We start from the raw sequence: 23,586 nt of genomic DNA on the forward strand, positions 1-23,586 counted from the left end.
CTCAGGCGTCGCCGGCGAAGCGCGAACGGTGCTCAGCGCGATCCACCACCACCTCGGTCAAGCGGGCGATGCGCGAAAGCAAGCGGTGAATGCCCTGCAGCAGAGCGATGCGGTTGCGCCGCCGATTGCGATCCTCGTCCATCACCAGGACCTCGACGAAGAAACGGTCGAGGACCTCGGCGAGGTCGGCGATGTGGCGCAGGCCGCGCTCGTATTCACCGGCTGCCGCGGCCTCTTCGATCTGCGAGCGCAGGCGCTCGTAGGCGGCGAAGAGATCCTTCTCGGCATCCTCCACCAGGGCCTCGCCCTCGAGCTCGTACTCGGAATGGTCGCGCACGATGTTGGCGATCCGCTTGGCGGCCAGCACCACCGACAGGAAACCCTCCTCCTGACGCACCCGGTGGAGAGCATCGACCCGCGACTGCAGATCGGGCAGGTCCGTTCCACCGACCGCCAGCGCCGCCTCGACCTCGTCGTAGGCGTAGCCCTGGAGGCCCAGCAGGTGGCGGGTGCGATCGTGGAGGAAAGGCCGCAGATCGGCGAGCAGCTCCTCGCCGCTGCGCTCCAGGCGATCGCCATAGAGCAGCGCCGCCCGCGCCGCCACCAGGTCGAGATCGAGCGGCAGGCCACCTTCGAGGGTAATCCGCACCGCCCCCTGGGCAGCGCGCCGCAGACCGAAGGGATCGCGGCTGCCGGTCGGCACCAGGCCGAGACCGAAAATGCCCACCAGAGTGTCGATGCGGTCCGCCAGTGCGGTGAGCTTGCCGATCCGGCCGCGCGGAATGGCATCGTCCGTCGACGCCGGCAAGTACTGGTCGTAGATCGCCTGCCAGACCGCCTCGTCGGCCTCCTCCTGGCGCGCGTAGAGGCCGCCCATGATGCCCTGCAGGGAGGTGAATTCCTTGACCATCTCGCTGGTCAGATCGGCCTTCAGCAACGCCGCGGCGGCGAGCCCCGGCTCCATCTCCTGGGGCCATTCGAGCTGCTCGCAGAGCATCCGCACCAGGCCGGCGATGCGCTCGCTCTTGTCGGCGTAGGTGCCGAGGCGCTCGTGAAAGGTGAGCCGATCGAGGGATTCGGCACGTTCGGCGAGGCTCTGCTTGCCGTCCTCGTCGACGAAGAAACGGGCGTCGGCGAGGCGCGCCGCCACCACCCACTCGTTGCCGGCCCGCACCCGGCCGGCGGGATCGTCGGGCCGATCCATGACGGTCAGATAGACCGGCAACAGGGGCCGCTCCCCCGCACCCGGCTCCTCCACCGTCAGTGCGCTCTGGTGATCCTTCAAGCTGGCGATCAGGACCTCCCGCGGCAGCGCCAGATAATCCTCCGAGAAAGAACCCTCCATCACCCCGGGGATCTCGCAGATGGCGGTCAGCTTGTCGATCAGCTCATCGTCTTCGACCAGCTCCCCGCCGAGCTCGACGGCGCGCTCACGCATCGCCGTCACCAGCGTCTCGCGCCGCGCTTCCGGCAACACCTCGATGCCTTTGCGCTGCAGCTTGCGACGGTAGTCGGCGGCGCCTTTGACGGTGAACAGGCCGGGGGACAGGACCGGATGGCCGACGGTCTGGTCGCCGGCGGCGACGTCGAAAAGCTGGAAAGGCACCACCTCGCCGGCAAACAGCGACACGATGCCGTGGACCGGCCGCACCCAGGGCCCTTCCCCACTGCCCCAGCGCATGCTCTTCGGCCAGGGCAGGGCGGCGAGGACGCGCGGCACCAGCTCCGAGAGAACTTCGCCGGTCGCCATCCCGACGGTCCGCACCAGGGTGCCGACGTACTCACCCTTGTCGGTGACGACCCGCTCCAGGGCCTCGGCCTCGACGCCGCAGCGTTTGGCGAAACCGAGAGCTGCCGGCGTCGGGTTGCCGTCGTCGTCGAAGGCGACCCTCGACGGCGGCCCGACCACCTGCTCTTCGCGGTCCTCTTCGCGCTCCGGCAGCCCCTTGAGCACCAGCAGCAGGCGCCGCGGCGTGAATCCGACGACCGCCTCCCGCGGCGCCAGCTCACGCTGTTCGAGGGCGGCCACCACCTGATCCCGCAGGGTCGCCACGGCCGGCGCCAGCATGCGAGCGGGAATCTCCTCGGCTCGCACTTCGAGCAGGTACTCACCCTTCGGCATGATTCACCTCCTCGTCGCCGCTGGCCAGCAGCGGGTAACCCAGCCGCTCCCGGCTGTCGACATATTCGCGGGCGCAGGCCACCGCCAGGCGACGCACCCGCTTGATCAGGGCGACCCGTTCGGTCACCGAGACGGCGCCACGGGCATCGAGCACGTTGAACAGATGCGAGCACTTGAGGGCGCACTCATAGGCCGGCAGCACCAGTCCCGCCTCGAGGCAGCGTTGCGCCTCGCGCTCCTGGCCGTCGAGCTGCTGGGTCAGGAAGTCGACGTCGGCGACCTCGAAGTAGTACTTCGAAAACTCCACCTCGTCCTGATGGCGCACCTGGCCGTAGCGCACCCCGTCGGGCACCCAGCCGATGTCGTAGATCGACCGCGACAGGCCGAGGAACATGGTGATGCGCTCGAGGCCGTAGGTGATCTCGGCGCTGATCGGATCGAGCTCGAGACCTCCGGCCTGTTGAAAGTAGGTGAACTGGGTGATCTCCATGCCGTCGAGCATCACCTGCCAACCGACCCCCCAAGCACCGAGGGTCGGCGCCTCCCAGTTGTCCTCCTCGAAGCGCAGGTCGTGCACCGAGAGATCGATGCCCATGGCCTCGAGGCTGCGCACGTAGAGCTCCTGGATGTCCTTGGGATTGGGCTTCAGGATCACCTGGAACTGATAGTGCTTGGCGAGACGGAAGGGGTTGTCGCCGTAGCGCCCGTCCGCCGGCCGCCGCGACGGCTGGACATAGGCCACCCGCCAGGGCTCCGGGCCGAGCACCCGCAGAAAGGTGTCCGGATGCATCGTGCCGGCCCCGACCTCGAGGTCGTAGGGCTGCTGCAAGACGCAGCCCTGTTCGGCCCAGAAGTCCGAAAGGCGAAGGATCAACTCCTGAAAAGTCTGCATGTCGAAAATCCTCAGTCCTGGTTGTCTCCACCCCGCCGGGACAGGTCCTCAGCGAGCGCCATCGAAGCGCCCGAAGGCGCGCCCCGCGCCCAAGGTCTGCTGAATCACCTCGTAGCTGCGCAGCTCGCGCTGCAGGAACTGTCGGCGAATTTGAGCACAGATTTGCTCGACGAGTCGCAGAGTGTCCCGCGATGGCGGTTCTTTGGCCAGTGCGCCGAGCGCCCGACGGCCCGATCGGATCACGAATTCCAACACTTCCGGCGCAATGCGTAGGCCGCGATCGCTACACCGTCGACAGACGAAGCTGTCGCCGTCGGGCGGCAGGACCACGCCTTCGCTGGCCAATCCTCGACCACACTGCGGGCACTCTCGAGGCTCCGGAAAGATTCCCGAGAGGCGCAAGACCCAGGTCTCAAAGTATCGCGCCGCGAGATCCCGGTCCACCCCATCGAGCAGGGCTTCGACGGTGCTGTCCAGAAGCCGAAACCAGAGGTCTCCAGGCTCGTTCTCCTGCACGAACTCGAGCAGGTGATCGGCGAGGTAGCTGCCCACCAGCAAGCCTTCGAGGTCACCCGAAAGGTCGACCGGCCGCAGCACGTCGACATCCGAGATACGCACCAGGTCTCGGCCCTCCTTCTCGCGCCAGTCGATCCGTGCCTTGGCCAGCGGTTGCAGTTGGCCGGCGAAGCGGCTGTGGGGCCGCCGCGCCCCTTTCGCGACCCCCCGTTTCTGGCCGTGCTGGCGACTCAAGAAGGCGACGATGCGGTCACTGTCCTGGAGATCGATCACCTCGAGGAGCAGCGCCTCGTCGCGCTCGAAGGCCATTCGACGGTCAGCGGATGAGGAACTCGATCAGCAGGCCGGCAAAGCCGAAGTAGATCAAGATGCCGGTGATGTCGTTGCTGGTGGTGACCAAGGGGCCGGCGGCCACCGCCGGGTCGATGCCGAACTTCTCGAACAGCACCGGGATGATGGCGCCGTTGAAGGAGGCCACTAGAATCGCCATGAACAGCGACACGCTGACCACGATCGCATAGTAGACATTGCCGCTTTCGAGCGCCGCGGCGGCGATCGCCACCAGCGCCGCCGTCGCCAAGCCGAGGAGCGCACCGACGCGAACCTGGCTCCACAGAAAGGCGCCGATGCGGCGATCCCCGAAGCGTAGCTGGCCGGTCGCCAGGCCGCGCACCGTGATGGTCGAGGTCTGGGTGCCGATGTTGCCGCCCATGCCCATGATCACGGGCACGAAAGTGAGCAGGAACAGAGCCTCCTGGAAGCGCACCTGGAAATGCTCGAAGAGAATTCCGGTGAGCAGCAGCCCGACCAGGTTGATCAGCAGCCAAGGCAGGCGGATGCCGGCCAGGCGCCAGGCGCGCTCCTGGTAGAGGAGCTCGTCCTCGTTGGTGCCGACCATCTTGAAGAAGTCTTCCGTCGCCTCTTCCTTGACGATGTCGACGATGTCGTCGACGGTGACGATGCCGAGCAGCTTGTTGTGCTCGTCGACCACCGGAATCGCCAGCAGGTCGTAACGCGCCGCCAGCTGCGCCACCTCTTCCTGGTCGGTCGTGGTGTCGACCTTGATCATGTCGCGCTGGGCGATGTCCCGCAGGCTTTTGTCCGGCGGCGACAGCAGGATCTGGCGCAGCGACGTCACCCCGACCAACAGGCCTTCGAGATCGACCACGTAGAGGTAGAAGATCATCTCGATCTCCTCCCCCTGGTCTTGGATGGTGGCGATCGCCTCGCGCACCAGCGTCGACTCCGGCAGGGAGAAGAACTCCCGGGTCATGATGCGGCCGGCCGAATCGTCCTCGTAGGTGAGCTGCGACTGCACCTCGGTGACGCCCTTGAGATCGACGATCGCCAGCACCCGGTCTTTGACCTCCGAGGGCAGCGACTCGACCACCGAGACCGCATCGTCGACCGCCAGGAGCTCGAGCACGCCGGCCACTTCGCCGGGCTCGAGGCGCTCGAGGAGCTCGGTCCGCAGGTGCGGCTCCATCTCGGTCAAGACCGAGCCGGTACTGTCCGGAAAATCCGCCACCGCGATCCGGAAAACGGCCAGGCGCTCGCCCGGCGTCAGCCCCCGCAGCAGTCCGCCGAGGTCCTCCGGACGCACCTTGGCGAGGAGCTTGCTGATACTCGAGCGAGCCCCTCGCCGCACAAAGCGGCGCAAAGTGTCCGTCAGCACCTGGTTCCGGCGCACGTCGATCGCGTCCATAGGGGCGGAATCGTAGCACAGGAGGGGTCCCTTCGAGACCTCCGATCACCCCCTCTAAGATGTTACAAAAAATAGACTTACGAGGATGCCTCGATTTCCCCGAAGGCGACCCCCTCGAGACCCGCCGACGAGTTGCTAGCGAGCGGGACGGATCTCCTCGATCTTGCGCCGTGGGAGATCGAAATCCATCGTGCCGCCGCCGAGCTTGCGACGCAGGGTCAGGCGATCCGAATGCACCGCCAGCAAGGTCACTCCCTGCACCAACTGGCCGCTGCGCTGCACGACGTCGATGCGCCGCCCCACCAGCTCACCCCAGCGATCGGGGCTCAGGACCGTTGGCCGGGCGGGGGCCGCCTGGGCCACATAAGGACGGCGCTCGAGCCGGCTCTGGGCCTCGATCGGCTCGGCCGCCGCTTCTTCGTCGCTGACCGCCTCGACCTCCTCCATGATCTCTTCGAAGTCGACCGGCTCGTCGTCGACCTCCACCGGCTCCGCGACTTCCGGCTCGCGGGCCCGGGGGGGCGGCGCTTCGAACTGATCCGACAGCGGGCTGTCGTCCGGGAAGGTCACCACCTGCTCGTCGGGCGTCATGGTGCTACTCATGCCGCCGATGACGAAGATCGAGAGGAAGAGAACCGCGTAGCCGCCGAGGGTCAGGAGGAAGCCGCGCTTGGCCTCCTGCCAATGCAAGATGACGAAGATCAGGCCGACGAAGGGCACGATCAGCGTGCCGAGCCCCCACAGCACGCTCTGACGGAAGGCGGCGATCAGGATCATGATCCCGCCGATGAATACCGCCAGCATGGCGCAGACGAAAAGCGTTCCGAAAATGAAGGTCATCGAGGTCCCTCGGCAATCAGAAGTTGATCAAAAACAGAGACCTCGACCGCCGGTCTCCCCCGCTGGCTGCAGCGCCGATGGAGGTCATTTTCGGTCAGATCGACGGAAGAATCCAGCCCGGCCGCACAGAGCCCCCCGATGGCGAGTGATCCACCGCGCTCGGCGCCATCGAATCCCTGCTCGCCGGGAGCAGCCCTCGGCGGTGCGAGGGATCGGGTAACCGACCATCACACCGCGGCAGCCTGGACGAGAAAGGTCCGTCCGGTCGTTCGATATGATCTCCTGATGAGCTCGAAGGGCGCCATTGAACGCTGGTGTGACCTTCTCCGCGATCTGATGCAGGAAGCGGAGGTGACGCCGGAAGCGATCGAGCAGCGCCTCGGTTGGCCCCCAGGACGCCTGACGGCCGCCCTCGGCCCGGGGCCACCGGGTCTCGAGGTCTCCTGGGTCCTCGATCTGCTCGCAGCCCTCGACCATCCCCCCGAGCGCTTTTTCGCCCGCCTCTACGGCGGTCGCGACCTCGACAGCCTGGAGCTCGAGCGTCTGGTCGATCAGCGGGTCGCGGCCGAGTCGACGGAACGCCGTCACGAGCTCGGCCGGGTTCGTGCCCTCGTCGACCAGGCCCTGCGCGCCAGCCGCGATCCAGGACCGGTCGACCTCGATCAGATTCAGAACCTGGTCGAAGAAGCCCTCGACACGGAGCTGCGCCGGCTGACTCGCTCCGAGCGCGGTCATCGCGAGGGCTGAGGCCGCCGCGGGCTGGACGGCGCGATCAGGGGGCCTCGCCCCGCAGGTGGCGATCGAGCCAGGCGGTCGCCTCCTGCCAGGCCCGCGCCGCTTTGTCCTGGTTGCGAAAATTGAACACGTGACCGGCATCGTCGAGCACCACCAGCCGAACCTCGCGATCGAGCTCCCGTAGGCGCTCCGCCAGACGCCGGGACTCGGAGAGTCGCGCCGAGCGGTCGCGGGCGCCGTGGATCAGGAGCACCGGCGCGGTGATCGACTCGGCCTGGTGGTAGGGCGAAGCCTGACGTAACAGCCGGCGATACTCCTCTTCCGACTCGGCGCCGCTCTTCTTGCGGAAGTAGCGACGAATGGCGCGAAACACCAAGCGCCGCAGGCCACGGCCTTCGGCGTCTTCGAGCCAGGTCTCGAAATCCGTCACCGGATAGTAGGCCACGACCGCCGCTGCCGGGGTACGGGCGGCGATCAGTAGGCTGTAGATGCCGCCCTGGGAGTAGCCCATCCAGCCCAATCGGTCGCCATCCACCCGCGGATGCTGACGAACGATCTCGTAGACCGCCCGCGCGTCCTCCGGACGCTTCCAGGTAAACAGCGTTTCGCCGTTGGCGCGACGGTAGTCGGCCGCCACGGCGGCGTAGCCGCGCTGCGCCAGACTGTAGAGAATGCCGCGCATCTCGTCGGCGAAGTGGTTGGCCTCGGGATGGACGATCACCGTCGGCAAGGGGCCCTCGCCCGCCGGCAGGACCCACTCGAAGCGCATGATCAGGCCCGCCACCTCGCGCTCTTCCTGCCAGGCTTCGAGATCTTGCGGCAGTTGCCGCGGATGAATGATGTAGTGGCTGATGCAACCGCCTTGGAGAAGCATCAGCAGGACCAGCGCGCCCAGGCCTTTCCGGCCCCTCGTCGAGGCCCGAAGCCGGCGATCTGCGAGCCGGCTCCGCCGGGAATCGCGGCCGACCTGCCCAGGCTCGCTCCTCCACCATTTACGACCTTGCTGAAGAATCAAGTCACGCCTCCGGCTTCCGAGCGCACCATGGGGATGGATCGGCAGCCCGACTTCTTCGCCGCTCGCCCTGCGAGCGGCGAGCTGGATCCCGCGGGGCCACGTTGGCGGAATCGAGCGAACCGTCCACGGTTCAGGGGCTGTACCGCGTCGGAGCACCGGGGGCGACGGCGCTCCGACGCGGCCGCTCCGTTCGTTTCAGGGGGGCTGGGCGCCCCCCTCAGGCGCGCGCGCATGTCGCGCGCCTTCACCCCCGTCCTCGGCGTCCAACGGACGCCGCCTCGCGCCTCGGCGCTCGGAAGTCGCCTGCTGACTAGCAGACGACTCCCTGCTGCGATCAGCGCCTCCGAGACCTCGGGCGCCCCCCTCGCCCGCACGCACATGTCGTGCGGGCTCACCCCCGTCCTCGGCGGCAAAGCCGCCGCCTCGCGCCTTCGCGCTCGGAGGCAGGGCGCTGAGTAGCACCCTGCCGCTCGCTGACCAGCAACGCTCAGTCCCCACACCTGCAACCTAATCCAGGGCACCGCCGTCCTCGGCGGCATCGCAGCCGCCTCGCGCCTTCGCGCTCGGAGGCAGGGCGCTGGGTAGCACCCTGCCGCTCGCTGATCAGCAATCTTCTGACCGGCAAGCACCTCGGCTGCACGCGCTTGGCGTGAGGATCGTGGACGTCTTCGCATTCCCATCTCAAGTCGCGCAGCCGACACCCATTGATCAGCAAGGCTCAGAACGGCGGTTACCTCGGCCGCCCGCTTGTGTTGTGCGGCTCGCGACCGGCTCGGCGCCTCCGTCCTCCGTGGCGCGACCGCCGCCTCGTGGACCTGGCGGAATGCCGCCAGCCTTCTGTTTCGTGACATCGCCTTCTGGGCGCTCTGGGCGCGTCGCACCGGGGTGGTTCCGCAGGCAGCCCGTCTCTTCACGCGATCACCGCCCCAGGATCCAGACGAAGATCAGGGCCGCTAGGCCGCTGAGGAGCAGGACGGCGGCGTTGAGGAATAGTCCTACCCTTACCAAGGCGGAGCGGCGGCGGCCGAAGCGGAGGCCGAGGGCGGAGACGACGACGCCGAGGAGGGCGAGGGCGGGAGTGGTGAGGGCGGGTACGAAGGTTCGCGGCAGGCCGACGTCGGGCACCCAGCCACTGAGGCAGCGGGCGCCGAGGGCGGCGACGAAGCAGACCCAGGAGAGCACGGCGAGACCGTCGCCGGCCTGGACCGGCTCGTATTCGCTGCCTTCGAAGCCGCTCGGCGGGCTCAGGGCTCGTCCTCGTAGAGCTGGTCGTCGATCAACTTTTGCAGGGCGAGGCGCGCCGCCGGCTCGATCTCTTCGAGGGCGATCTCGACTCGCGTGGCGGAGCCGCCGGACGGGCTCGCGATCTCGCGCTGGCCCTGAACTCGCCCGGGCAATCGCACAGAATCGCCATCGACCTCGAGGGTGAGCAGGACGCGCTCGGCGGCAGGCCCTTCGGCGGCCACCACCACCAGCCGCTCGGGGCCGAGCTCGACCAACCGGCAGTCGCGCTGATGGCGTTCCGACGACAGCTCGGCGGCGAGGCCATCCTCTTCGAACAGGATCACCGCCGAGGATCCGAGCAGCGTTTCCAAGGCCGCGGTCTCGGAGTCGAATCGCACGCCGGCTTCGTAAACGGTGGTGGTCTCGGCGTGGAACGGGCCGCGGCTCCGTGGCGGCACCTCGGGGGGTGGCGGTTCGACGGGCAGCTCCCGGGGGCGACTCCACACCACCGTACCGACGGCCTCGAAGGTGAGATCTTCGTGGTGCAGCTCGACTTGACAGGGCTTGCCCACCACCAGCGGCTCGTCGGTCTCGATCGACATGCCGGTGAGGCTGAGATTGAGCACCCGCGCCGCCACCTTCGCCTCCATCCGGCCGCGGACTCCCGCGACCTCGAAGCGACGACTACCGCGGCGGTCTTGCGAGCTCTTCATGAACTCGAAACTTAGCACGACAAGGGCACTGCCGGATGGCTCTATACTGGCACCATGGAGAGCCAACGGTTCGTCGAGTTGCTGAGCCGCGAGCGGGCCACCGCGATTCTGCGTTGGGGTGACCAAGGGCAAGCCGCCGAGGCCATGGAAGCGGCCTATCGCGGCGGTTTTCGGATTCTGGAGTTCACCCTCACGACCCCCGGCGTCTACGAGCTGATCCGCGATTTTTCGCAGCGCCCCGGCGCGGTGGTCGGAGCCGGCACCGTGCTCGATCCGGAGCAAGCCCGTCGCGCCGTCGACGCCGGCGCCCGCTTCGTGGTCTCGCCGGTGGTCGATGAGACGGTCATCGGCTGCGCCGCCGAGCTGGGAGTCGCCGCCTTGCCGGGAGCCCATACGCCGACGGAGATGCTCCAGGCTCATCACTTCGGCGCTCCGCTGATCAAGCTCTTTCCCTGTCCCGCCGGCGGTCCAGTGTGGCTGCGCTCGGTGCTCGGTCCGCTGCCCTTCCTCAAGGTGGTTCCGACCAATGGCGTCGACGAGCACGATTTCGCCCGCTGGCTCGACGCCGGCGCCTGGGCGGCCGGTTTCGTCGCCTCGCTGTTCGACGCTGGCGACATGGCCGCTGGGCGCTGGTCGGCGATCGAAGCGCGGGCTGAACGAATTCTCGCCGCCCGGCCAGCGCCGCCGCCGGCCTGAGCGCTGCGACCGAGCTGGTTCCGGCCGAGGATTGGCGATAGGCTGAAGTCACACCATCATCTCGAGGATCCTTCCGCGATGCTTCGACTGCCCAAGTTTCAGCTCCGCCGCGCCGCCAGCGTTTCCGAGGCGGTGGCCATGCTGGCGGCCGAAGGCGCCTGCGAAGGGCGCGCCCGGCCGGTGGCCGGAGGCACGGATCTGTGGCCCAACATGAAGCGCCGCCATCAGCGGGCCGATGTGGTGATTTCCCTCGCCGGCATCGCGGACCTCACCGGAATCCGCTCGAACGGCGACCTCACGATCGGCGCCAACACCACGCTCTCGACGATTGAGACCGACACCGAAGTGCGTCACCGCTTCCCGGCTCTGGCCCGGGCGGTGGCCTCGATCTCGTCCCCGCCGCTACGCAATATGGGAACGCTGGGGGGCAATCTCTGCGTCGACACGCGCTGCACCTACTACAACCAAACGGAGGAGTGGCGCCGCTCCATCGACTACTGCATGAAGGAGGCCGGCAGCACCTGCTGGGTGGCGCCGAGCTCGCCGCGCTGCTGGGCTCACAGCGCCTCCGACTCGGCCCCCATGCTCGCCGCCCTCGGCGCTCAGTTGACGGTCGTCGGACCGCAGGGCGAACGCCAGGTGGCGGTCGAAGGCCTATTCCGGGACGACGGGATGGAATACCTCGCCAAGACCCCGGAGGAGCTGGTGACGGCCATACGGATACCGCGGGAATCCGCGCGCTGGCGGTCGGCCTTCTGGAAGCTTCGCCGACGGGGTTCGATCGACTTCGCGGTGCTCTCCGTCGGTGCCGCGCTCGATGTCGAAGACGATGGCACCATCCGCGATGCCCGCATCTTCCTCGGCGCCGTCGCTTCCTTGCCGGTCGCGGCCGAGGCCAGCGTCGAGGCGCTGCGCGGCGAGCCGGCAACGGCCGAGGTACTCGCCGCCGCGGCGGCCCTGGCGCGGCGCAACGCGACTCCGATGGACAACACCGACTTCCAGGCCCAATGGCGCGGCGCGGTGGTCCAGAAGTATGTCGAGGCGGCGCTGCGCGAATGCGTCGGCCTGCCCACCGAGCGACAAACGCCGAAGCATCGTCTGGTCTGAGCTCATCGATCCGTCCTCCGGCGGTCGGAGACCGCCACCAAGGGCGCCCCAGCCGGGGCTTTCGCCACCTCCGTGATCGCCGTCGGAGCCAGATCGTCGAGGGTCAGACCGCGGTCGACGTCCAAGCCGACCAAGCTCCAGCGATGGGCGAAGACCGACACCGGCCGCCGAACGCGCTCGACGAAGCGCGTCGGCCAGACCTTGCCGTGCATTTCGCGGTGGCCGGAAAAGGTCACGTCGACTTCGGCGCCGCGAGTGCTTTCCAAGCCCTCGATCGAGAACTCCACCCGCCTCAGCAGGAAAGTCTCCGGATCGATCCACAGCACTGCGCGGTCCTCCGGCGAAAGGCCGAAGCCCGGGCGCAGGCGGGCTCTCAGGCGCAGGAAGCGCTGGCCGTCCTCGACCGCCGCGGGAAGGCTCCGGATCTCGGCCGCCGGTCTCAGGAAATAGGAAGGACCGGTAATCATCATCAGATAGGCGTCGGCGACCAGTGCCGAGGCCGCCTGGCGCTCCTCGTCGACCTCGGGCACGGCGGTGCCGGCATAGCTCACCAACACATCGTCCGGCCGGCGCAACACGGTCTTCTCGCCTTGTGGCCCAGTGTGGAGCTGGAAAACGGTGCCGCTGGGCAAGAGATAGCGCTCCTGCGAGGAGGCCCGAAAACCCCGGTCGACCAAGACCGGCTGGAGCCGCGGCACGATCCTTCCCCAACGCCCGTCGTAGGACACGCTCAGGTCCTGCAAGTCGGCGAAGACGTCACCCCTATGGGCGGCCACGGAGCGCTCGAGCAGATCGCGCCCTGAAGACAAAGCGTCGTCGTCCTCGGGCCAGGCCGGGATGGCGGAGCTGGCACAGCCGAAGGTCGACAAGGCCAGGGCGAGGCAGAAGATGATCCGTCTCTTCATACCTCTCCCTTTCGCCGGAGGGGTGGTCTTTGGATGCGGTCAGGCGCCGATGGTCGCGAGCCCCGGCGGACGCCACGGCGCCACCGACAGCCGGGCGCCGGCGGCCTTCAGGGCACCACCGCCGACCAGGCGGAGAGATTGCCCGACTCGAAGCCGTCGGCGAACAACGGTGCCACCAGCGGCGCCGTCTCCCCGGGACCGCTCACCCACTCGCCGTTGCCGGCAGTCCCGGCGACCAGCTCGCCATCGGCCGAGCCCCGGCCGCTGCTGTCCCTGACGACGGTGCCGCTGCCCTCTTCGAAGCGATAGGACCCGACCAGACCGGGTGTTGCGGCCGGCAGCACCGCGAAGCGGTCCGCCGCGATCGCCACTCCGGGGCGGGCCACGTCCCAAATGCGCAGCTCATCCACCCAACCGGCAAAGGAGGGGTAGGCGGAGCCGGCGTCGTGCTTCTCCGCCGCCACCACCAGGTACCAACCGTAGGGCGTGCGCTGACCGGTGTTGCAATCGCCGGTCACCGGCACTCCGCCATCGGGATAGGAGAGGTCGACCGTCGACAGACCCGCCGAGCCGCGAAAGTCCTCGACGCCGTCGACATAGATGGCGAGATCACCGACCGATGCATCGCGCACCACGGCGACGTGATGCCAGGCGTCGTCGAGCACGTTGACGCTGCCCTCGATGGTGTCGTTGCAGCAGCCGGTGTCGCCGGAGTCGGCGCCGAAGCGCACCAGGCCACCGGCCAGGCTGACGCCGAAGGCGTTGGCGGTGCCGCACCAGACATCGCGGTCGAGGATGATGTTGCCCTCGATCCAGGAATAGTCGAAGAGCTCAATATCGCCGCCGGCATTACCGGTGGGATTGTCCGCCAGGCGACCGCGCAGCCACAGCTCGAGAGTGAAGCTGCCACCACCGACGTCGGTCGGCTCACTGGCGGCCCCGGGCAGGTTGTCGTCGATCGGCAGCAGCAGCCGGTCCTGCTGTCCCGGAGGCCCGACGCCGGTGCCGAAAAAGCGCAGGGCATAGTCGGACCCCTGAGACGCCGCCGGCACCGCCGAAAACAGCAGGCCGATCAGCAGCGCCGCCGCCAGCGTCGACCTAGCAGATTGCTGGAAAAGGCATCGGCAATCTGCTTCCGAGCCCGCGAGGGCTCGGCGGCGAAGCCAAGAGATGGGGTGAGCCCGAAAAATCGCACTTTTTCGGGCGAGGGGGCGCTCAGCCCCCTGAAACAAACAGCTAGCAGCGCTGGAAAATCCGCACAGCGGACTTTTCAGCAGCCTGCTAACCGGCATAGATCTGGAGATCGGTGCCGAAGCGATCGGCGATCTCGAGAGCCCGGCCGAGTACCGGATGGCGCACCATCACCCAGCCATCGGAGAGCAAGGACTGCTTCCAGTTGCGCCGCGGCGCCCCCACCGGCAGCAGGTCGACGGAAACAACGTGCTCACCGAAGCGCGACATCAGTCCCGCGAGGCCTTCGATGCGGCGGATCCGCCCCTCTCCCTGGGCGCGCTTGAAGATCACCACGCTGTTGTAGCGCCGCTCCACCGGCTGGCTCATGGCGCGTCCGGTGACCGCCTCGGCCCAACCGCGAAAGACGTCGATATCGCAGGCGTAGTTCATCGTCTCGACGGAGCGGGCGCCGGGCGGGCGCGCCCCGATCTCGCCGAAAACGGCCTCGCCATCGGCCTTGAGGAACCACTCCATGTGGGTGAAGCCGGATTCGAAGCCGAGAGCCGAGAGCACCGCTTGCCCCATCTGGCGTCCGCCGGCGAGGTCCGGCCGATGGACGTCGCGCAGGGCCACCGTCTGCGGGCTGATCCACTGCACGGTGCGAGCCACCAGGGGTCGCGGGCGATACCAGCCGATGTTGTAATACTGGATCTCGCCACCGGCGGTGATGGTGTCGAAGGTGAATTCCTCGCCATCGATGAACTCTTCGACACTGACCTCCGCGACGTGCTGCAACCGCGGCAGAGCCTCTTCGAGCTCGCCGACATCGTCGACGCGGTAAGTGTCGGCCGATCCAGCCCCGGCGATCGGCTTGAGGATGAGCGGGAAACCGAGCCGCTCCGCCGCCTCGCGACAGCCGCGAACGGTGGTGGCCTTGAAGTGGCGGGGAGTGCGGATGCCGGCCCGGTCGAGGACCGTCTTCATCACTTCCTTGTCGCGGAAGGGCACCGTCTGGGCGACGGTCATGCCGGGCAGCCCGAGCCCTTCGCGCAGCTGCGCCGCCAGCACCATGCCGGGTTCCCACAAGCACTCGATGCCCTGCAGGCCGACCTGCCGGTGCAGCTCTCCGACGCGACGCAGGAGGTCGCCCTCATCCCATAGATCGGGCACCTGGAGGTAGCCCGCAAGGGCATGCCGAGCGCGCTCCGGCAAGGCCGCCGCGGGTTGGTCCCCGAGGCCGTAAACGCGCGCACCAACCTCCGCCAGGGCGGCGGTGAAGAAAGGCATTTCTCCCGGAAAGCCGGGAGAGAAGAACAGGATGTTCATGGAAAATCGCTTCCATCTCGTCGATCGAGGTTCATTTCAGCTCCACCCGCAGAGTCGAAACGATGCGGTGCAGAGCACGCTCGACCACCTCCGTTCGACGGTGGCGAACGATCACGAAGCCTTCGCCCTCGTAGGAGGTCGAAGGGGCCTGCCCGGGGCGCGGCAGGTGGCTCTCCACCACCAGCGGCCCGAGCTCTTGCTGCAACTGCTCGAGGCCGACGATGCGATGCACCCGCCCCCGACCCTGACCACGCAAGAAGGCCGCCCCGGCGGCGAAGCGGCGCACCGGCGGCTCGAACTCGTCGAAGATCATCAATCGCGCCCAGGCGCGATAGAGATCGAAGTCATGGGCGTAGGAGGTCAAGGGTGTGATCTGGGCTCCGGGAGGGCGCGCGCCGACCTCCGAAACCGCCACCCGGCCATCGCCGAGGCGGAACCACTCCATGTGGCTCAGGCCGGTTTCCAGGCCGAGGGCCTGAAGCGCGCCGAAGGCGACCTCGCGGATGTCCGCGAACTCGGGCCCCTCGATCTCCCGCGGCAGCAGGACGCACCACTGGATCCAGGGATTGCGTAGCGCTTCCAGGGGGGTCGGGAGGTAGCGCGAGATCGAATGCCAGACCGGCTGGCCAGCGATCACCACACTGTCGAAGGAGTACTCCCGACCGACCAGGAACTGCTCGAGCAGCAGGGGCCTCGCAGGAGACGGCCGGCAGAGGCCCAGCACCTGCTCCAGGGCGGCGTCATCGTCGGCCCGGAAGGTGCCGGTGGCGCCGGCGCCGGCGGGCGGCTTGGCGACCAGCGGAAATCCGGTGCGCCGAGCGAAGTCGCGCGCCGCTTCGGCCGACTCCACCAGCCGATGGCGGGCGCAAGGCAGTCCCGCCTCGGCGAGCACCGTCTTCATGCGGTTCTTGTCGCGAAAGTTCTCCGCCACCGCCACACCGACGCCAGGCAGGGACAGGGCCTCGCGCACCTCTGCCAGGGGCACCTGCAAATGCTCCAGCACCCCGAGCAGTCGATCGACCCCGCCAAGCTGGCGGCCAAGACCCCGCACGGCGCCCACCAGCTGCTCCGCATCGAGGGCGTTGTCGACTCGCCAATGGGCCGCCAGGCGGCGACGCACGGCCGCCGGCAGCTGCTCCAGGGGCTGCTGGCTGACCAACCCGAGGCGCACCCCCGGCAGGGCCGCGGCGCGCACGAAACGCAGCGTCGTCTCGAGGAAGAAGGGGGCGACGAAAACGACCTTCCGCATGGCGCGACTCTACCAAGACGATGCTCTCGCCGACAGCGCCCTGCAGCCCTGCCGGGGCGCCCTACGGCGTGCTACTCTGCGCAGCCTGCCGAGGCCCCTCTCGGGGTCGCCGCGGATCCGATCGACGGTCGATCCCTGGAAGGAGAGTCATGAGTGACGTCCTGATCGCCGGTGGTGGAGTCATCGGCCTTTCGCTGGCCTACGAGCTGTCCGGCCGCGGTGCCCGGGTCACCCTGATCGACAAAGGCGAGGTGGGGGGCGAGGCTTCCTGGGCCGGCGCCGGGATCCTCACTCCGGCGAGCGTCGACGGCGCCGACCGCCCGATCGATCGGCTGCGCGCCCTCAGTACCTCGATGATCGCCGACTGGTCGCCTCGCCTCCAGGAGGAGACCGGCATCGACAACGGCTATCGTCGCTGTGGCTCCTTTCACGTCGCCCTGGACGAGGAGATGGTGCCGGCGCTGCGCCGCGAGGCCGCGGACCTGCAGGCCCAGGGCGTCGCCGTGGAGTCGGTCTCGGATCGTGAGCTGCAGAGCCTCGAGCCCGCCCTCGACGGTGGCTTCCCTCTCGCCTACCGCTATCCCAGCGAAGCCCAGATCCGCAATCCCTGGCACGTTCGGGCCCTCGCCGTCGCCTGCCGGCGCCGTGGAGTCGAGGTGCGAACCCACTGCGCCCTGTCCGGCTGGCAGATATCGCAGGGGCGCATCACCGCCGCCCAGACGACCGCCGGGGCGCTGCCGGCGGACCGCTTCGTGCTCGCCGCCGGGGCCTGGTCGCCGCATCTCCTGCCGGCCGGCAGCGCCGCCTTTCCGGGCCGTCCCATGCGCGGCCAGATCGTGCTCCTCGAGGCGCCGTCGCCGCTCTTTTCGCACCTCGTCTGGGCCGGTCCGCGCTACCTCGTACCACGGCCCGATGGCAAGGTCCTGATCGGCTCGACGGAAGAGGACGCCGGCTTCGATTCGCGCCCGACGGCGGCCGGCGTCGCCGGCCTCATCGCCCTCGCCCGGCGCATCGCGCCGCGCCTCGAGGCGCTGCCCTTCGCGGCAGCCTGGGCCGGCCTGCGACCGGGCAGCCCGGACGGCCTGCCGCTGCTCGGCGCTTTCACCGGCCGCGACAACCTGTTCCTGGCCTGCGGCCACTTCCGCGCCGGCTTCGAGCTCTCCGCCGGCACCGCCCGGGTGATGACCGAGCTCCTCCTCGACGGCGCACCGTCGCTCGACCTCGACGCCTTCCACCCGGACCGTTTTTAGACCGTCGGGGACGCCCGGCGGGCCCACCGACCAGCCCCCACCAAGCCAGCCCTGTCGCCCGACGGCGGCTCTCGGAGGAGGTTTCCGTAGTCCCCAATGGAGACCCTGGGTGCACTATGAGCTTGACTTGAAGAGAATTGCATATCCAGAATCGTCTATGTAAACTAACGTCTCCTTAAGACCCTTCTTCAGAGTGAGTGCCATGGCCAAACGAAGCCTTGCTGGACGATGGTTGCGAGGGATCGGCCTCGCCCTGCTGATTCTCGGACTGCCTCTGCTGATCGTCGCGACCCTCGGGGGCTTCTGGCTGCGCGGCCAGCTGCGCGCCAGCCTGCCCCAGCTCAGCGGCGAGCTCACGGTGGCGGGAATCGAGGCCGCGGTCACCATCGACCGCGACCAGCTCGGCGTGCCGACGCTGCGCGGCACCCACCGCGTCGATCTCGCCTATGGCCTCGGCTTCCTCCACGGCCAGGAGCGCTTCTTCCAGATGGACCTGCAGCGCCGGCAGGCCGCCGGCGAGCTCTCGGAGCTCTTCGGACCGGCCACCTTCGGCGCCGACCGCCGGGCCCGCCGTCACGGCTTTCGCCAGCTCGCGGCCCAGGTCTTCGGTCAGAGCCCCGGCTCCACCCGGCGACTGCTGACCGCCTACGCCGACGGCGTCAACGCCGGCCTCGACGCTCTCGACGCCAGCCCCGTCGAGTACCTGCTGTTGCGCCAGGGGCCGGAGCCCTGGCGCCCGGAAGACTCGGTGCTGACGCTCTACGCCATGTTCGAGCTCTTGCAGCGCTTCGGCATTCAGGTGGAAGAAGGGCTGAGCTTGCTTTCCACCGAGCTGACGCCGGACCTCTACCAGTTCTTGACCGCCTCCGGAGACGGCTGGGACGCTCCCCTGCTCGGACAGGTGACGGCGGCGGCGGCACTGCCGCCGGCCACCGCCGTCGCCGCCCATCGCCCGCCACCGCCGGGCAGCTTCGATACCGCCGCCGCCCACGCCGTCCCGGGATCGAACAACTGGGCCGTCGCCGGCGCCCTCACCGCTCACGGTGGCGCCCTGCTGGCGACCGACATGCACCTCCCCCTGTCGCTCCCCAACATCTGGTACCGGGCTCGCCTCGAATGGCCCGGCCACGAGGTCACCGGTGGCACCTTGCCGGGCGCTCCACTGGTGGTGATCGGTAGCAATGGACACGTCGCCTGGGGCTTCACCAACAGCCGCGTCGACACCAGCGACATCGTCCTGCTGGAGATCCATCCCGAGGACCCCGACTCCTACCTCACGCCCGACGGCTGGCGGCGCTTCGACCGCCGGCTCGAGGTGCTGCGCGCCAAGGGCGGCAAGGAGGAGAGCCTCGAGGTGCTGTCGACCGTTTGGGGACCGGTGATCGACGACGACGTCCACGGCCACCCTCGCGCCCTCGCCTGGGTCGCTCATCACCCCGATGCGGTGGGCTTCGAGCTCGCCGCGTTGGAAAGCGCCCGCTCCACCAGCGAAGCTCTCGACATCGCCAACGGCGCCGGCTTGCCGACCCAGAACATCGTGGTCGCGGACACCGCCGGACAGATCGGCTGGACCCTCGCCGGCCGCCTGCCGCGGCGCTACGGCTTCGACGGCCAGACGCCGACCTCCTGGGCCAATGGCTCGCGCGGCTGGGATGGCTTGGTCGACGCCCGCGAGATTCCGCGCCTGGTCGATCCCGTCGACCATCGTCTGTGGACCGCCAACAATCGCCTGGTGGATGGCGACTGGCTGGCCCTGCTCGGCGATGGCGGCTACGTCTCCGGCGCCCGCGCTGGCCTGATCCGTGACCGTCTATTCGAGCTCGAGACCGCCACCGTCGAGGACATGCTGCGCATCCAGCTCGACGACAGCGCCCGCTTCCTCGACCGCTGGCGCAACCTCTTCCTCGACCTGCTCGACGAAGGTGCCCTCGCCGAGAACCCGGCGCGGGGCGACTTCCGCCGCCTGATCGAGGATTGGGAAGGGCGTGCGTCGGTCTCGTCCCGGGCCTACCGCCTGGTGCGCGGGGCCCGCCAGTTCCTGCTCCAGGACCTGCTGCAGTTCCTCACCGCTCCCTGCGCCGAGCTCGATCCGTCCTATGCCTACCTCAACGCGCTGCCGCGCAGCGAGGGTCCGCTGTGGGCTCTGGTCACGGAGCGACCAGAGCACCTGCTCAATCCGAAATACTCGTCCTGGGAGGCACAGCTCCTCGCCGGCGTCGACCAGGTGGTCGCCTACTACGGTCAGATCGGCGCCGACCTCGAGGCCGTGACCTGGGGCAACTTCAATCGCGTCCAGCTACGCCACCCGATCAGTCTCGCAGTTCCCCAGCTCGGCCGCTGGCTCGACCTGCCCGTCGCCGAGCTTCCCGGCGACTTCAACATGCCGCGCGTCCAGCAACCGGGCTATGGTGCTTCCCAGCGTATGGCCGTGGCCCCGGGGCGCGAGGAAGAGGGCATCTTCCACATGCCCGGCGGCCAGAGCGGCCATCCCCTGTCGCCACACTACGGCGACTCCAATCGTGCTTGGGTCGAAGGCACCCCGACATCCTTCCTGCCGGGCCCCACGACCCACACCCTGACCCTCCAGCCGGCCCGCTAGGGCCTCCTCCCGCAAGGCGATGAGAATTCACCACCAGGGAGGGATGACTTTCGTCTCATATCTTCACATTATCGAAAATACGAGTTTATATAAACAACTGCTCTCCGGCATACCGGAGTTTCCCTTCGAGCCTTAACAACCGCCGCAATTCACTCATCTCAAAGGAGAAAAGAAACATGCTTCGAAACGTCCTGTGTTGTTGTCTTCTCGTTCTCGTCGCGCTGGTGCCGTTGACCAGCGAAGCGTCCGGCGCCCGCAAGGTCGCCAGCGACCACGAGTATCTGGTGGTCTTCGAACCCGGCGCCGTCAAGGCCGGCGAGGCCCGGCGCCTGATCGAGGAAGCCGGTGGAACGGTGCAGCGCGACCACCTCGAAATCGGTTTGATGGCGGCCCATTCCTTCGACCCCGACTTCGCCAGCCGCCTGGCGGAGCACCGCACCGTCGCCACCGTCCAGCCGGACCTCTGGGTGCTGCCCGAGGATGCCGGCTTCCGCAGCCCGGTCGAGGCTGCCCAGGTTCGCACCATCACCGCCCCGGACGCTCCCGACATCGTCGGTCGCTTTCAGGCGCTCCGACGCGCCGCCGGCCCCGACCAGGCGATCACCGTGACGGACCCGACGGCGGCCGCCTTCTTCGATGTCCTGGGCTGGTCCTTCTTGCCGATGGAGCTGCCCGCCGCCTGGGCCGCCGGCAATCTCGGGGATCCCGAGGTCAAGGTGGCCGTGCTCGACAGCGGCATCGACTACACCCACATCGACCTCGACGGCAAGGTCGACCTCGACCTCAGCCGTTCCTTCGTCCCCGAAGACGATGCTCTCCTCGAGGACCTCTTCCCCGGCGCCCATCCGGTGGCCGATCTCAACTTCCACGGCACCGTCGCTGCCGGCAACATCGCCTGCAACGCCCTTGGCCACGCCTGCGTCGCCCCCAATGTCACCCTGGTCGGCATCAAGGTGGTCGACAAGGACTACCAGAGCACCGTCGGCCGCATGATCGCCGGCATCCTCTACGCCGGAGCGATCCGGGCGGACGTCGTCAACATCAGCTACAGCTTTTTCCCCCATCTCTCCCTCGACAACCCGGAAGACCGCTGGGCGGTGCGCCTGATGAAGCTGGCCATCCTGTGGGCCCGGCTGCGCGGCGCCATCGTCCTCGCCGAGGCCGGCGTCGACCCCAACATGCCGTTCCGCGAGGGCATCGACGCCGACGCCGACGGCAACGACCGCATCGTGCCGGCCCAGGCCGGCGCCGTGGTGGTCTCCGGAACCAGCGTCGCCGACGCCTTCGGTAACTTCAACAACTTCGGCTTCTCGCTGGTCGACATCGCCGCCCCCGGCGGCGAGTTCCCCTTCGCCGACTTCTTCACCACCGCCGTCTGGGGGCCGTGCAGCTCCTTCACCACCATCGAGGCGATTCGCTTCTGCGTCGACGACGCCCCCGGCTGGGTCAACGTCGCCGGCTCGATCGCCGCCACCGCCAACGCCTCCGGAGTGGCGGCGCTGATCGACTCGCAGCACGGTGGACGCCTGCGCGGCTGGCAGATTCGCCGCCAGCTCTTCCGCACCGCCGACGACCTCGGCGATCCGGGCGTCGATCCCTTCTTCGGCGTCGGTCGGGTCAACGCCCGACGGGCCACTTCCGAGTAGCACCGGTCGTCGTGCCATCGAGGGGGCGCCGACCGGCGCCCCCTCCCCCGCCGGTACCCCCTGAAGCCGGCCCCTTTGCCACCGCCTCGGCGGCAATCCTCGCGCCTTCACAACCGCAGTTCCGGTTCGGTCCGACGGCCGGCCCGAATCCGCGAATCATGAGCACTTTTCCTGCTCAGGGCCTTTACTTCCATATGACTTATACATACAATCATATATGCCTTTAAAGAAAGTCATAGAAGTATCTACATGCTTTCGAATGGACGCAGACGTGGCGGTCTGTGCCCCGTTGATGAATGGAGCAACCTGTAAGGAGAAAGCTCATGCTTCGGAAGTTAGCTTGCTGTTTGATGCTCACGGCCCTGGTGCTCACTCCGCTGTCGGCGGATGCCGCTGGCAGCCGCAAAGTGCTCAGCGATCACGAGTACCTGGTCATCTTCGAACCCGGTAGCGTCAAGGCCGGCGAGGCCACCCGGATCATCGAGGAGGCCGGAGGCACGGTGCAGCGCAACCACCTCGAGATCGGGCTGATGGCGGCCCACTCCCTCGACCCCGACTTCAAGAGCCGCCTGGAGGGCCACAAAGCCGTCGATGCGGTAACCCCGGACATCTGGATCGTGCCCGACACGGCCGACTACCGCGGACCGGTGTCAGCCTCCCAGATTCGCACCGCCACCGCCGCCGAGTCGGCGGGCATCATGGCGCGTGCCGAAGCCATGCAGCGCGCCGCCGGGCCGAACCAGGCGATCACCGTCACCGACCCGACCGCCGCCGCCTTCTACGGCTTCTTCAACTGGTCGTTCCTGCAGATGGACGCCGAAGGCGCCTGGTCTGCCGGTGCCCTCGGCGATCCCGAGGTCACGGTCGCGGTCATCGACACCGGCATCGACTACACCCACGTCGACCTCGACGGCAAGGTCGATCTCGAGCGCAGCCGGTCCTTCGTGCCCGAGGAAGACGACCTGGTGGCGACCATGTTCCCGGACGCCCACCCGATCGCCGATCTCCACTTCCATGGCACGGTGGCGGCCGGCAACATCGCCTGCAACGCCCTCGGCCACGCCTGCGTCGCCCCCAACACCACGCTGGTCGGCATCAAGGTGGTCGACAAGGACTTGCAGAGCACCGTCGGTCGCATGATCGCCGGCATCCTCTACGCCGGAGCCATTCGGGCCGACGTCGTCACCATCACCTATCACTTCTTCCCGCACCTGTCCCTCGACAACCCGGAGGACCGCTGGGCCGTCCGCCTGATGCGCCTCGCCGTCCTGTGGGCCAAGCTGCGCGGCGCCATCGTGCTCGCCGAAGCCGGCGTCGATCCCAATCCGCCGTTCCGCGAGGGCATCGACGCCGACGCCGACGGCAACGACCGCATCGTGCCGGCCCAGGCCGGCACCGTGGTGGTCTCCGGAACCGCCGTCAGCGGCGAGTTCGGCAACTTCAACAACTTCGGATTCTCCCTGGTGGACATTGCCGCTCCGGGTGGCGAGTTCCCCTTCGCCGACTTCTTCACCACCGGCGTGTGGGGACCGTGCAGCCGCTTCACGCAGCTTCCGGGCATCCAGTTCTGCGTCGATGATCCGCCCGGTTGGGTGACCATCGCCGGCTCGATCGGTGCCACCGCCAACGCCTCCGGCGTGGCGGCGCTGATCGACTCGCAGCACGGCGGTCGCCTGCGCGGCTGGCAGATCCGTCGCCAGCTCTTCCGCACCGCCGACGACATCGGCGAGCCCGGCTTCGACAAGTTCTTCGGAGTCGGTCGCGTGAACGCCCGCCGGGCGGTCACCGAGTAGTCCCCCGAGTCGAGGGGGCCCCCCCCCGCCGCCGCGGGCGGGGGGGGGGGGTGAGAACACACCAGCCCCCCCCCCCCCGC

General features: G+C 68.3%; 19 protein-coding genes. 7 read left to right on the top strand and 12 right to left on the bottom strand.

The genetic code is table 11. The features are described 5' to 3' along the window. Position 1 precedes the first annotated feature (1 nt). The 5 genes from glyS to AAF604_10355 form a co-directional block, all read right to left on the bottom strand. Entirely contained in the window at positions 2 to 2,122 is a 2,121-nt protein-coding gene (gene glyS / locus AAF604_10335; GenBank protein MEM7050050.1) for a glycine--tRNA ligase subunit beta, read from the bottom strand. After that, positions 2,109 to 3,014, bottom strand: coding sequence for a glycine--tRNA ligase subunit alpha (locus AAF604_10340; GenBank protein ID MEM7050051.1), 906 nt, complete (start codon positions 3,012 to 3,014; stop codon positions 2,109 to 2,111). Before AAF604_10340 ends, glyS begins: the two co-directional genes overlap by 14 nt. Before the next feature lie 48 nt (positions 3,015 to 3,062). Then, positions 3,063 to 3,839: a DNA repair protein RecO gene (recO, locus tag AAF604_10345; protein MEM7050052.1), complete on the bottom strand. Its 777-nt coding sequence runs from the start codon at positions 3,837 to 3,839 to the stop codon at positions 3,063 to 3,065. Between the two features lie 7 nt (positions 3,840 to 3,846). Further along, positions 3,847 to 5,235 carry a magnesium transporter gene (gene mgtE, locus AAF604_10350; protein MEM7050053.1) on the bottom strand — a complete coding sequence of 463 codons (1,389 nt, stop codon included), beginning with the start codon at positions 5,233 to 5,235 and terminating at the stop codon, positions 3,847 to 3,849. Between the two features lie 135 nt (positions 5,236 to 5,370). Next, a complete protein-coding gene (locus AAF604_10355; protein MEM7050054.1) occupies positions 5,371 to 6,075 on the bottom strand; it encodes a hypothetical protein in 705 nt (234 codons plus the stop codon). A 285-nt stretch (positions 6,076 to 6,360) separates the two neighbouring features. Between AAF604_10355 and AAF604_10360 the strand changes: the two genes are divergently transcribed. Next, positions 6,361 to 6,822 carry a hypothetical protein gene (locus tag AAF604_10360; GenBank protein MEM7050055.1) on the top strand — a complete coding sequence of 154 codons (462 nt, stop codon included), beginning with the start codon at positions 6,361 to 6,363 and terminating at the stop codon, positions 6,820 to 6,822. 25 nt (positions 6,823 to 6,847) lie between these two features. Here the strand turns inward: AAF604_10360 and AAF604_10365 are convergent, their stop codons facing one another. From AAF604_10365 to AAF604_10375, 3 genes are all read right to left on the bottom strand, one after another. Continuing rightward, positions 6,848 to 7,684 carry an alpha/beta fold hydrolase gene (locus AAF604_10365; protein MEM7050056.1) on the bottom strand — a complete coding sequence of 279 codons (837 nt, stop codon included), beginning with the start codon at positions 7,682 to 7,684 and terminating at the stop codon, positions 6,848 to 6,850. A gap of 1,059 nt (positions 7,685 to 8,743) precedes the next feature. After that, positions 8,744 to 9,007 (bottom strand): hypothetical protein, encoded by a 264-nt coding sequence (locus AAF604_10370; protein ID MEM7050057.1) that lies wholly within the window; start codon positions 9,005 to 9,007, stop codon positions 8,744 to 8,746. Positions 9,008 to 9,069: 62 nt separating this feature from the next. Further along, complete coding sequence (locus AAF604_10375; protein MEM7050058.1) at positions 9,070 to 9,762, bottom strand: PilZ domain-containing protein; 693 nt, start codon at positions 9,760 to 9,762, stop codon at positions 9,070 to 9,072. Between the two features lie 54 nt (positions 9,763 to 9,816). On the opposite strand from AAF604_10375, the gene AAF604_10380 reads away from it, so the two are divergent. Then, positions 9,817 to 10,458, top strand: coding sequence for a 2-dehydro-3-deoxyphosphogluconate aldolase (locus AAF604_10380; GenBank protein ID MEM7050059.1), 642 nt, complete (start codon positions 9,817 to 9,819; stop codon positions 10,456 to 10,458). Between the two features lie 78 nt (positions 10,459 to 10,536). Next, a complete protein-coding gene (locus tag AAF604_10385) occupies positions 10,537 to 11,565 on the top strand; it encodes an FAD binding domain-containing protein (protein ID MEM7050060.1) in 1,029 nt (342 codons plus the stop codon). A gap of 2 nt (positions 11,566 to 11,567) precedes the next feature. Here AAF604_10385 and AAF604_10390 read toward each other — a convergent pair whose 3' ends face one another. The 4 genes from AAF604_10390 to AAF604_10405 all read right to left on the bottom strand — a co-directional run bounded on the left by AAF604_10390 (position 11,568) and on the right by AAF604_10405 (position 16,218). Further along, on the bottom strand, positions 11,568 to 12,470 hold the full coding sequence (locus AAF604_10390; GenBank protein MEM7050061.1) for a hypothetical protein: 903 nt from the start codon (positions 12,468 to 12,470) through the stop codon (positions 11,568 to 11,570). A 107-nt stretch (positions 12,471 to 12,577) separates the two neighbouring features. Continuing rightward, entirely contained in the window at positions 12,578 to 13,522 is a 945-nt protein-coding gene (locus AAF604_10395) for a LamG-like jellyroll fold domain-containing protein (protein MEM7050062.1), read from the bottom strand. A 229-nt stretch (positions 13,523 to 13,751) separates the two neighbouring features. Further along, positions 13,752 to 14,969 carry an ATP-grasp domain-containing protein gene (locus tag AAF604_10400; GenBank protein ID MEM7050063.1) on the bottom strand — a complete coding sequence of 406 codons (1,218 nt, stop codon included), beginning with the start codon at positions 14,967 to 14,969 and terminating at the stop codon, positions 13,752 to 13,754. Positions 14,970 to 15,000: 31 nt separating this feature from the next. Then, entirely contained in the window at positions 15,001 to 16,218 is a 1,218-nt protein-coding gene (locus AAF604_10405; GenBank protein MEM7050064.1) for a hypothetical protein, read from the bottom strand. Between the two features lie 149 nt (positions 16,219 to 16,367). On the opposite strand from AAF604_10405, the gene thiO reads away from it, so the two are divergent. The 4 genes from thiO to AAF604_10425 all read left to right on the top strand — a co-directional run bounded on the left by thiO (position 16,368) and on the right by AAF604_10425 (position 23,506). Beyond that, positions 16,368 to 17,468: a glycine oxidase ThiO gene (gene thiO, locus AAF604_10410; protein ID MEM7050065.1), complete on the top strand. Its 1,101-nt coding sequence runs from the start codon at positions 16,368 to 16,370 to the stop codon at positions 17,466 to 17,468. Positions 17,469 to 17,670: 202 nt separating this feature from the next. Beyond that, positions 17,671 to 20,067: a penicillin acylase family protein gene (locus tag AAF604_10415; GenBank protein ID MEM7050066.1), complete on the top strand. Its 2,397-nt coding sequence runs from the start codon at positions 17,671 to 17,673 to the stop codon at positions 20,065 to 20,067. Between the two features lie 176 nt (positions 20,068 to 20,243). Next, a complete protein-coding gene (locus tag AAF604_10420; GenBank protein MEM7050067.1) occupies positions 20,244 to 21,713 on the top strand; it encodes a S8 family serine peptidase in 1,470 nt (489 codons plus the stop codon). Between the two features lie 323 nt (positions 21,714 to 22,036). Continuing rightward, positions 22,037 to 23,506, top strand: a complete 1,470-nt coding sequence (locus tag AAF604_10425) for a S8 family serine peptidase (protein ID MEM7050068.1) — start codon at positions 22,037 to 22,039, stop codon at positions 23,504 to 23,506. The last annotated feature ends 80 nt before the right edge of the window (positions 23,507 to 23,586 follow it).

The sequence above is a fragment of the Acidobacteriota bacterium genome (genome assembly GCA_039028635.1).
Taxonomy (GTDB): Bacteria; Acidobacteriota; Thermoanaerobaculia; order Multivoradales; family JBCCEF01; genus JBCCEF01.

Coding starts and splice junctions, on each gene's coding strand:
- glyS (MEM7050050.1), bottom strand. CDS start 2,122: ATGCCGAAGGGTGAGTACCTGCTCGAAGTGCGAGCCGAGGAGATTCCC.
- AAF604_10340 (MEM7050051.1), bottom strand. CDS start 3,014: ATGCAGACTTTTCAGGAGTTGATCCTTCGCCTTTCGGACTTCTGGGCC.
- recO (MEM7050052.1), bottom strand. CDS start 3,839: ATGGCCTTCGAGCGCGACGAGGCGCTGCTCCTCGAGGTGATCGATCTC.
- mgtE (MEM7050053.1), bottom strand. CDS start 5,235: ATGGACGCGATCGACGTGCGCCGGAACCAGGTGCTGACGGACACTTTG.
- AAF604_10355 (MEM7050054.1), bottom strand. CDS start 6,075: ATGACCTTCATTTTCGGAACGCTTTTCGTCTGCGCCATGCTGGCGGTA.
- AAF604_10360 (MEM7050055.1), top strand. CDS start 6,361: ATGAGCTCGAAGGGCGCCATTGAACGCTGGTGTGACCTTCTCCGCGAT.
- AAF604_10365 (MEM7050056.1), bottom strand. CDS start 7,684: ATGCTTCTCCAAGGCGGTTGCATCAGCCACTACATCATTCATCCGCGG.
- AAF604_10375 (MEM7050058.1), bottom strand. CDS start 9,762: ATGAAGAGCTCGCAAGACCGCCGCGGTAGTCGTCGCTTCGAGGTCGCG.
- AAF604_10380 (MEM7050059.1), top strand. CDS start 9,817: ATGGAGAGCCAACGGTTCGTCGAGTTGCTGAGCCGCGAGCGGGCCACC.
- AAF604_10385 (MEM7050060.1), top strand. CDS start 10,537: ATGCTTCGACTGCCCAAGTTTCAGCTCCGCCGCGCCGCCAGCGTTTCC.
- AAF604_10390 (MEM7050061.1), bottom strand. CDS start 12,470: ATGAAGAGACGGATCATCTTCTGCCTCGCCCTGGCCTTGTCGACCTTC.
- AAF604_10400 (MEM7050063.1), bottom strand. CDS start 14,969: ATGAACATCCTGTTCTTCTCTCCCGGCTTTCCGGGAGAAATGCCTTTC.
- AAF604_10405 (MEM7050064.1), bottom strand. CDS start 16,218: ATGCGGAAGGTCGTTTTCGTCGCCCCCTTCTTCCTCGAGACGACGCTG.
- thiO (MEM7050065.1), top strand. CDS start 16,368: ATGAGTGACGTCCTGATCGCCGGTGGTGGAGTCATCGGCCTTTCGCTG.
- AAF604_10415 (MEM7050066.1), top strand. CDS start 17,671: ATGGCCAAACGAAGCCTTGCTGGACGATGGTTGCGAGGGATCGGCCTC.
- AAF604_10420 (MEM7050067.1), top strand. CDS start 20,244: ATGCTTCGAAACGTCCTGTGTTGTTGTCTTCTCGTTCTCGTCGCGCTG.
- AAF604_10425 (MEM7050068.1), top strand. CDS start 22,037: ATGCTTCGGAAGTTAGCTTGCTGTTTGATGCTCACGGCCCTGGTGCTC.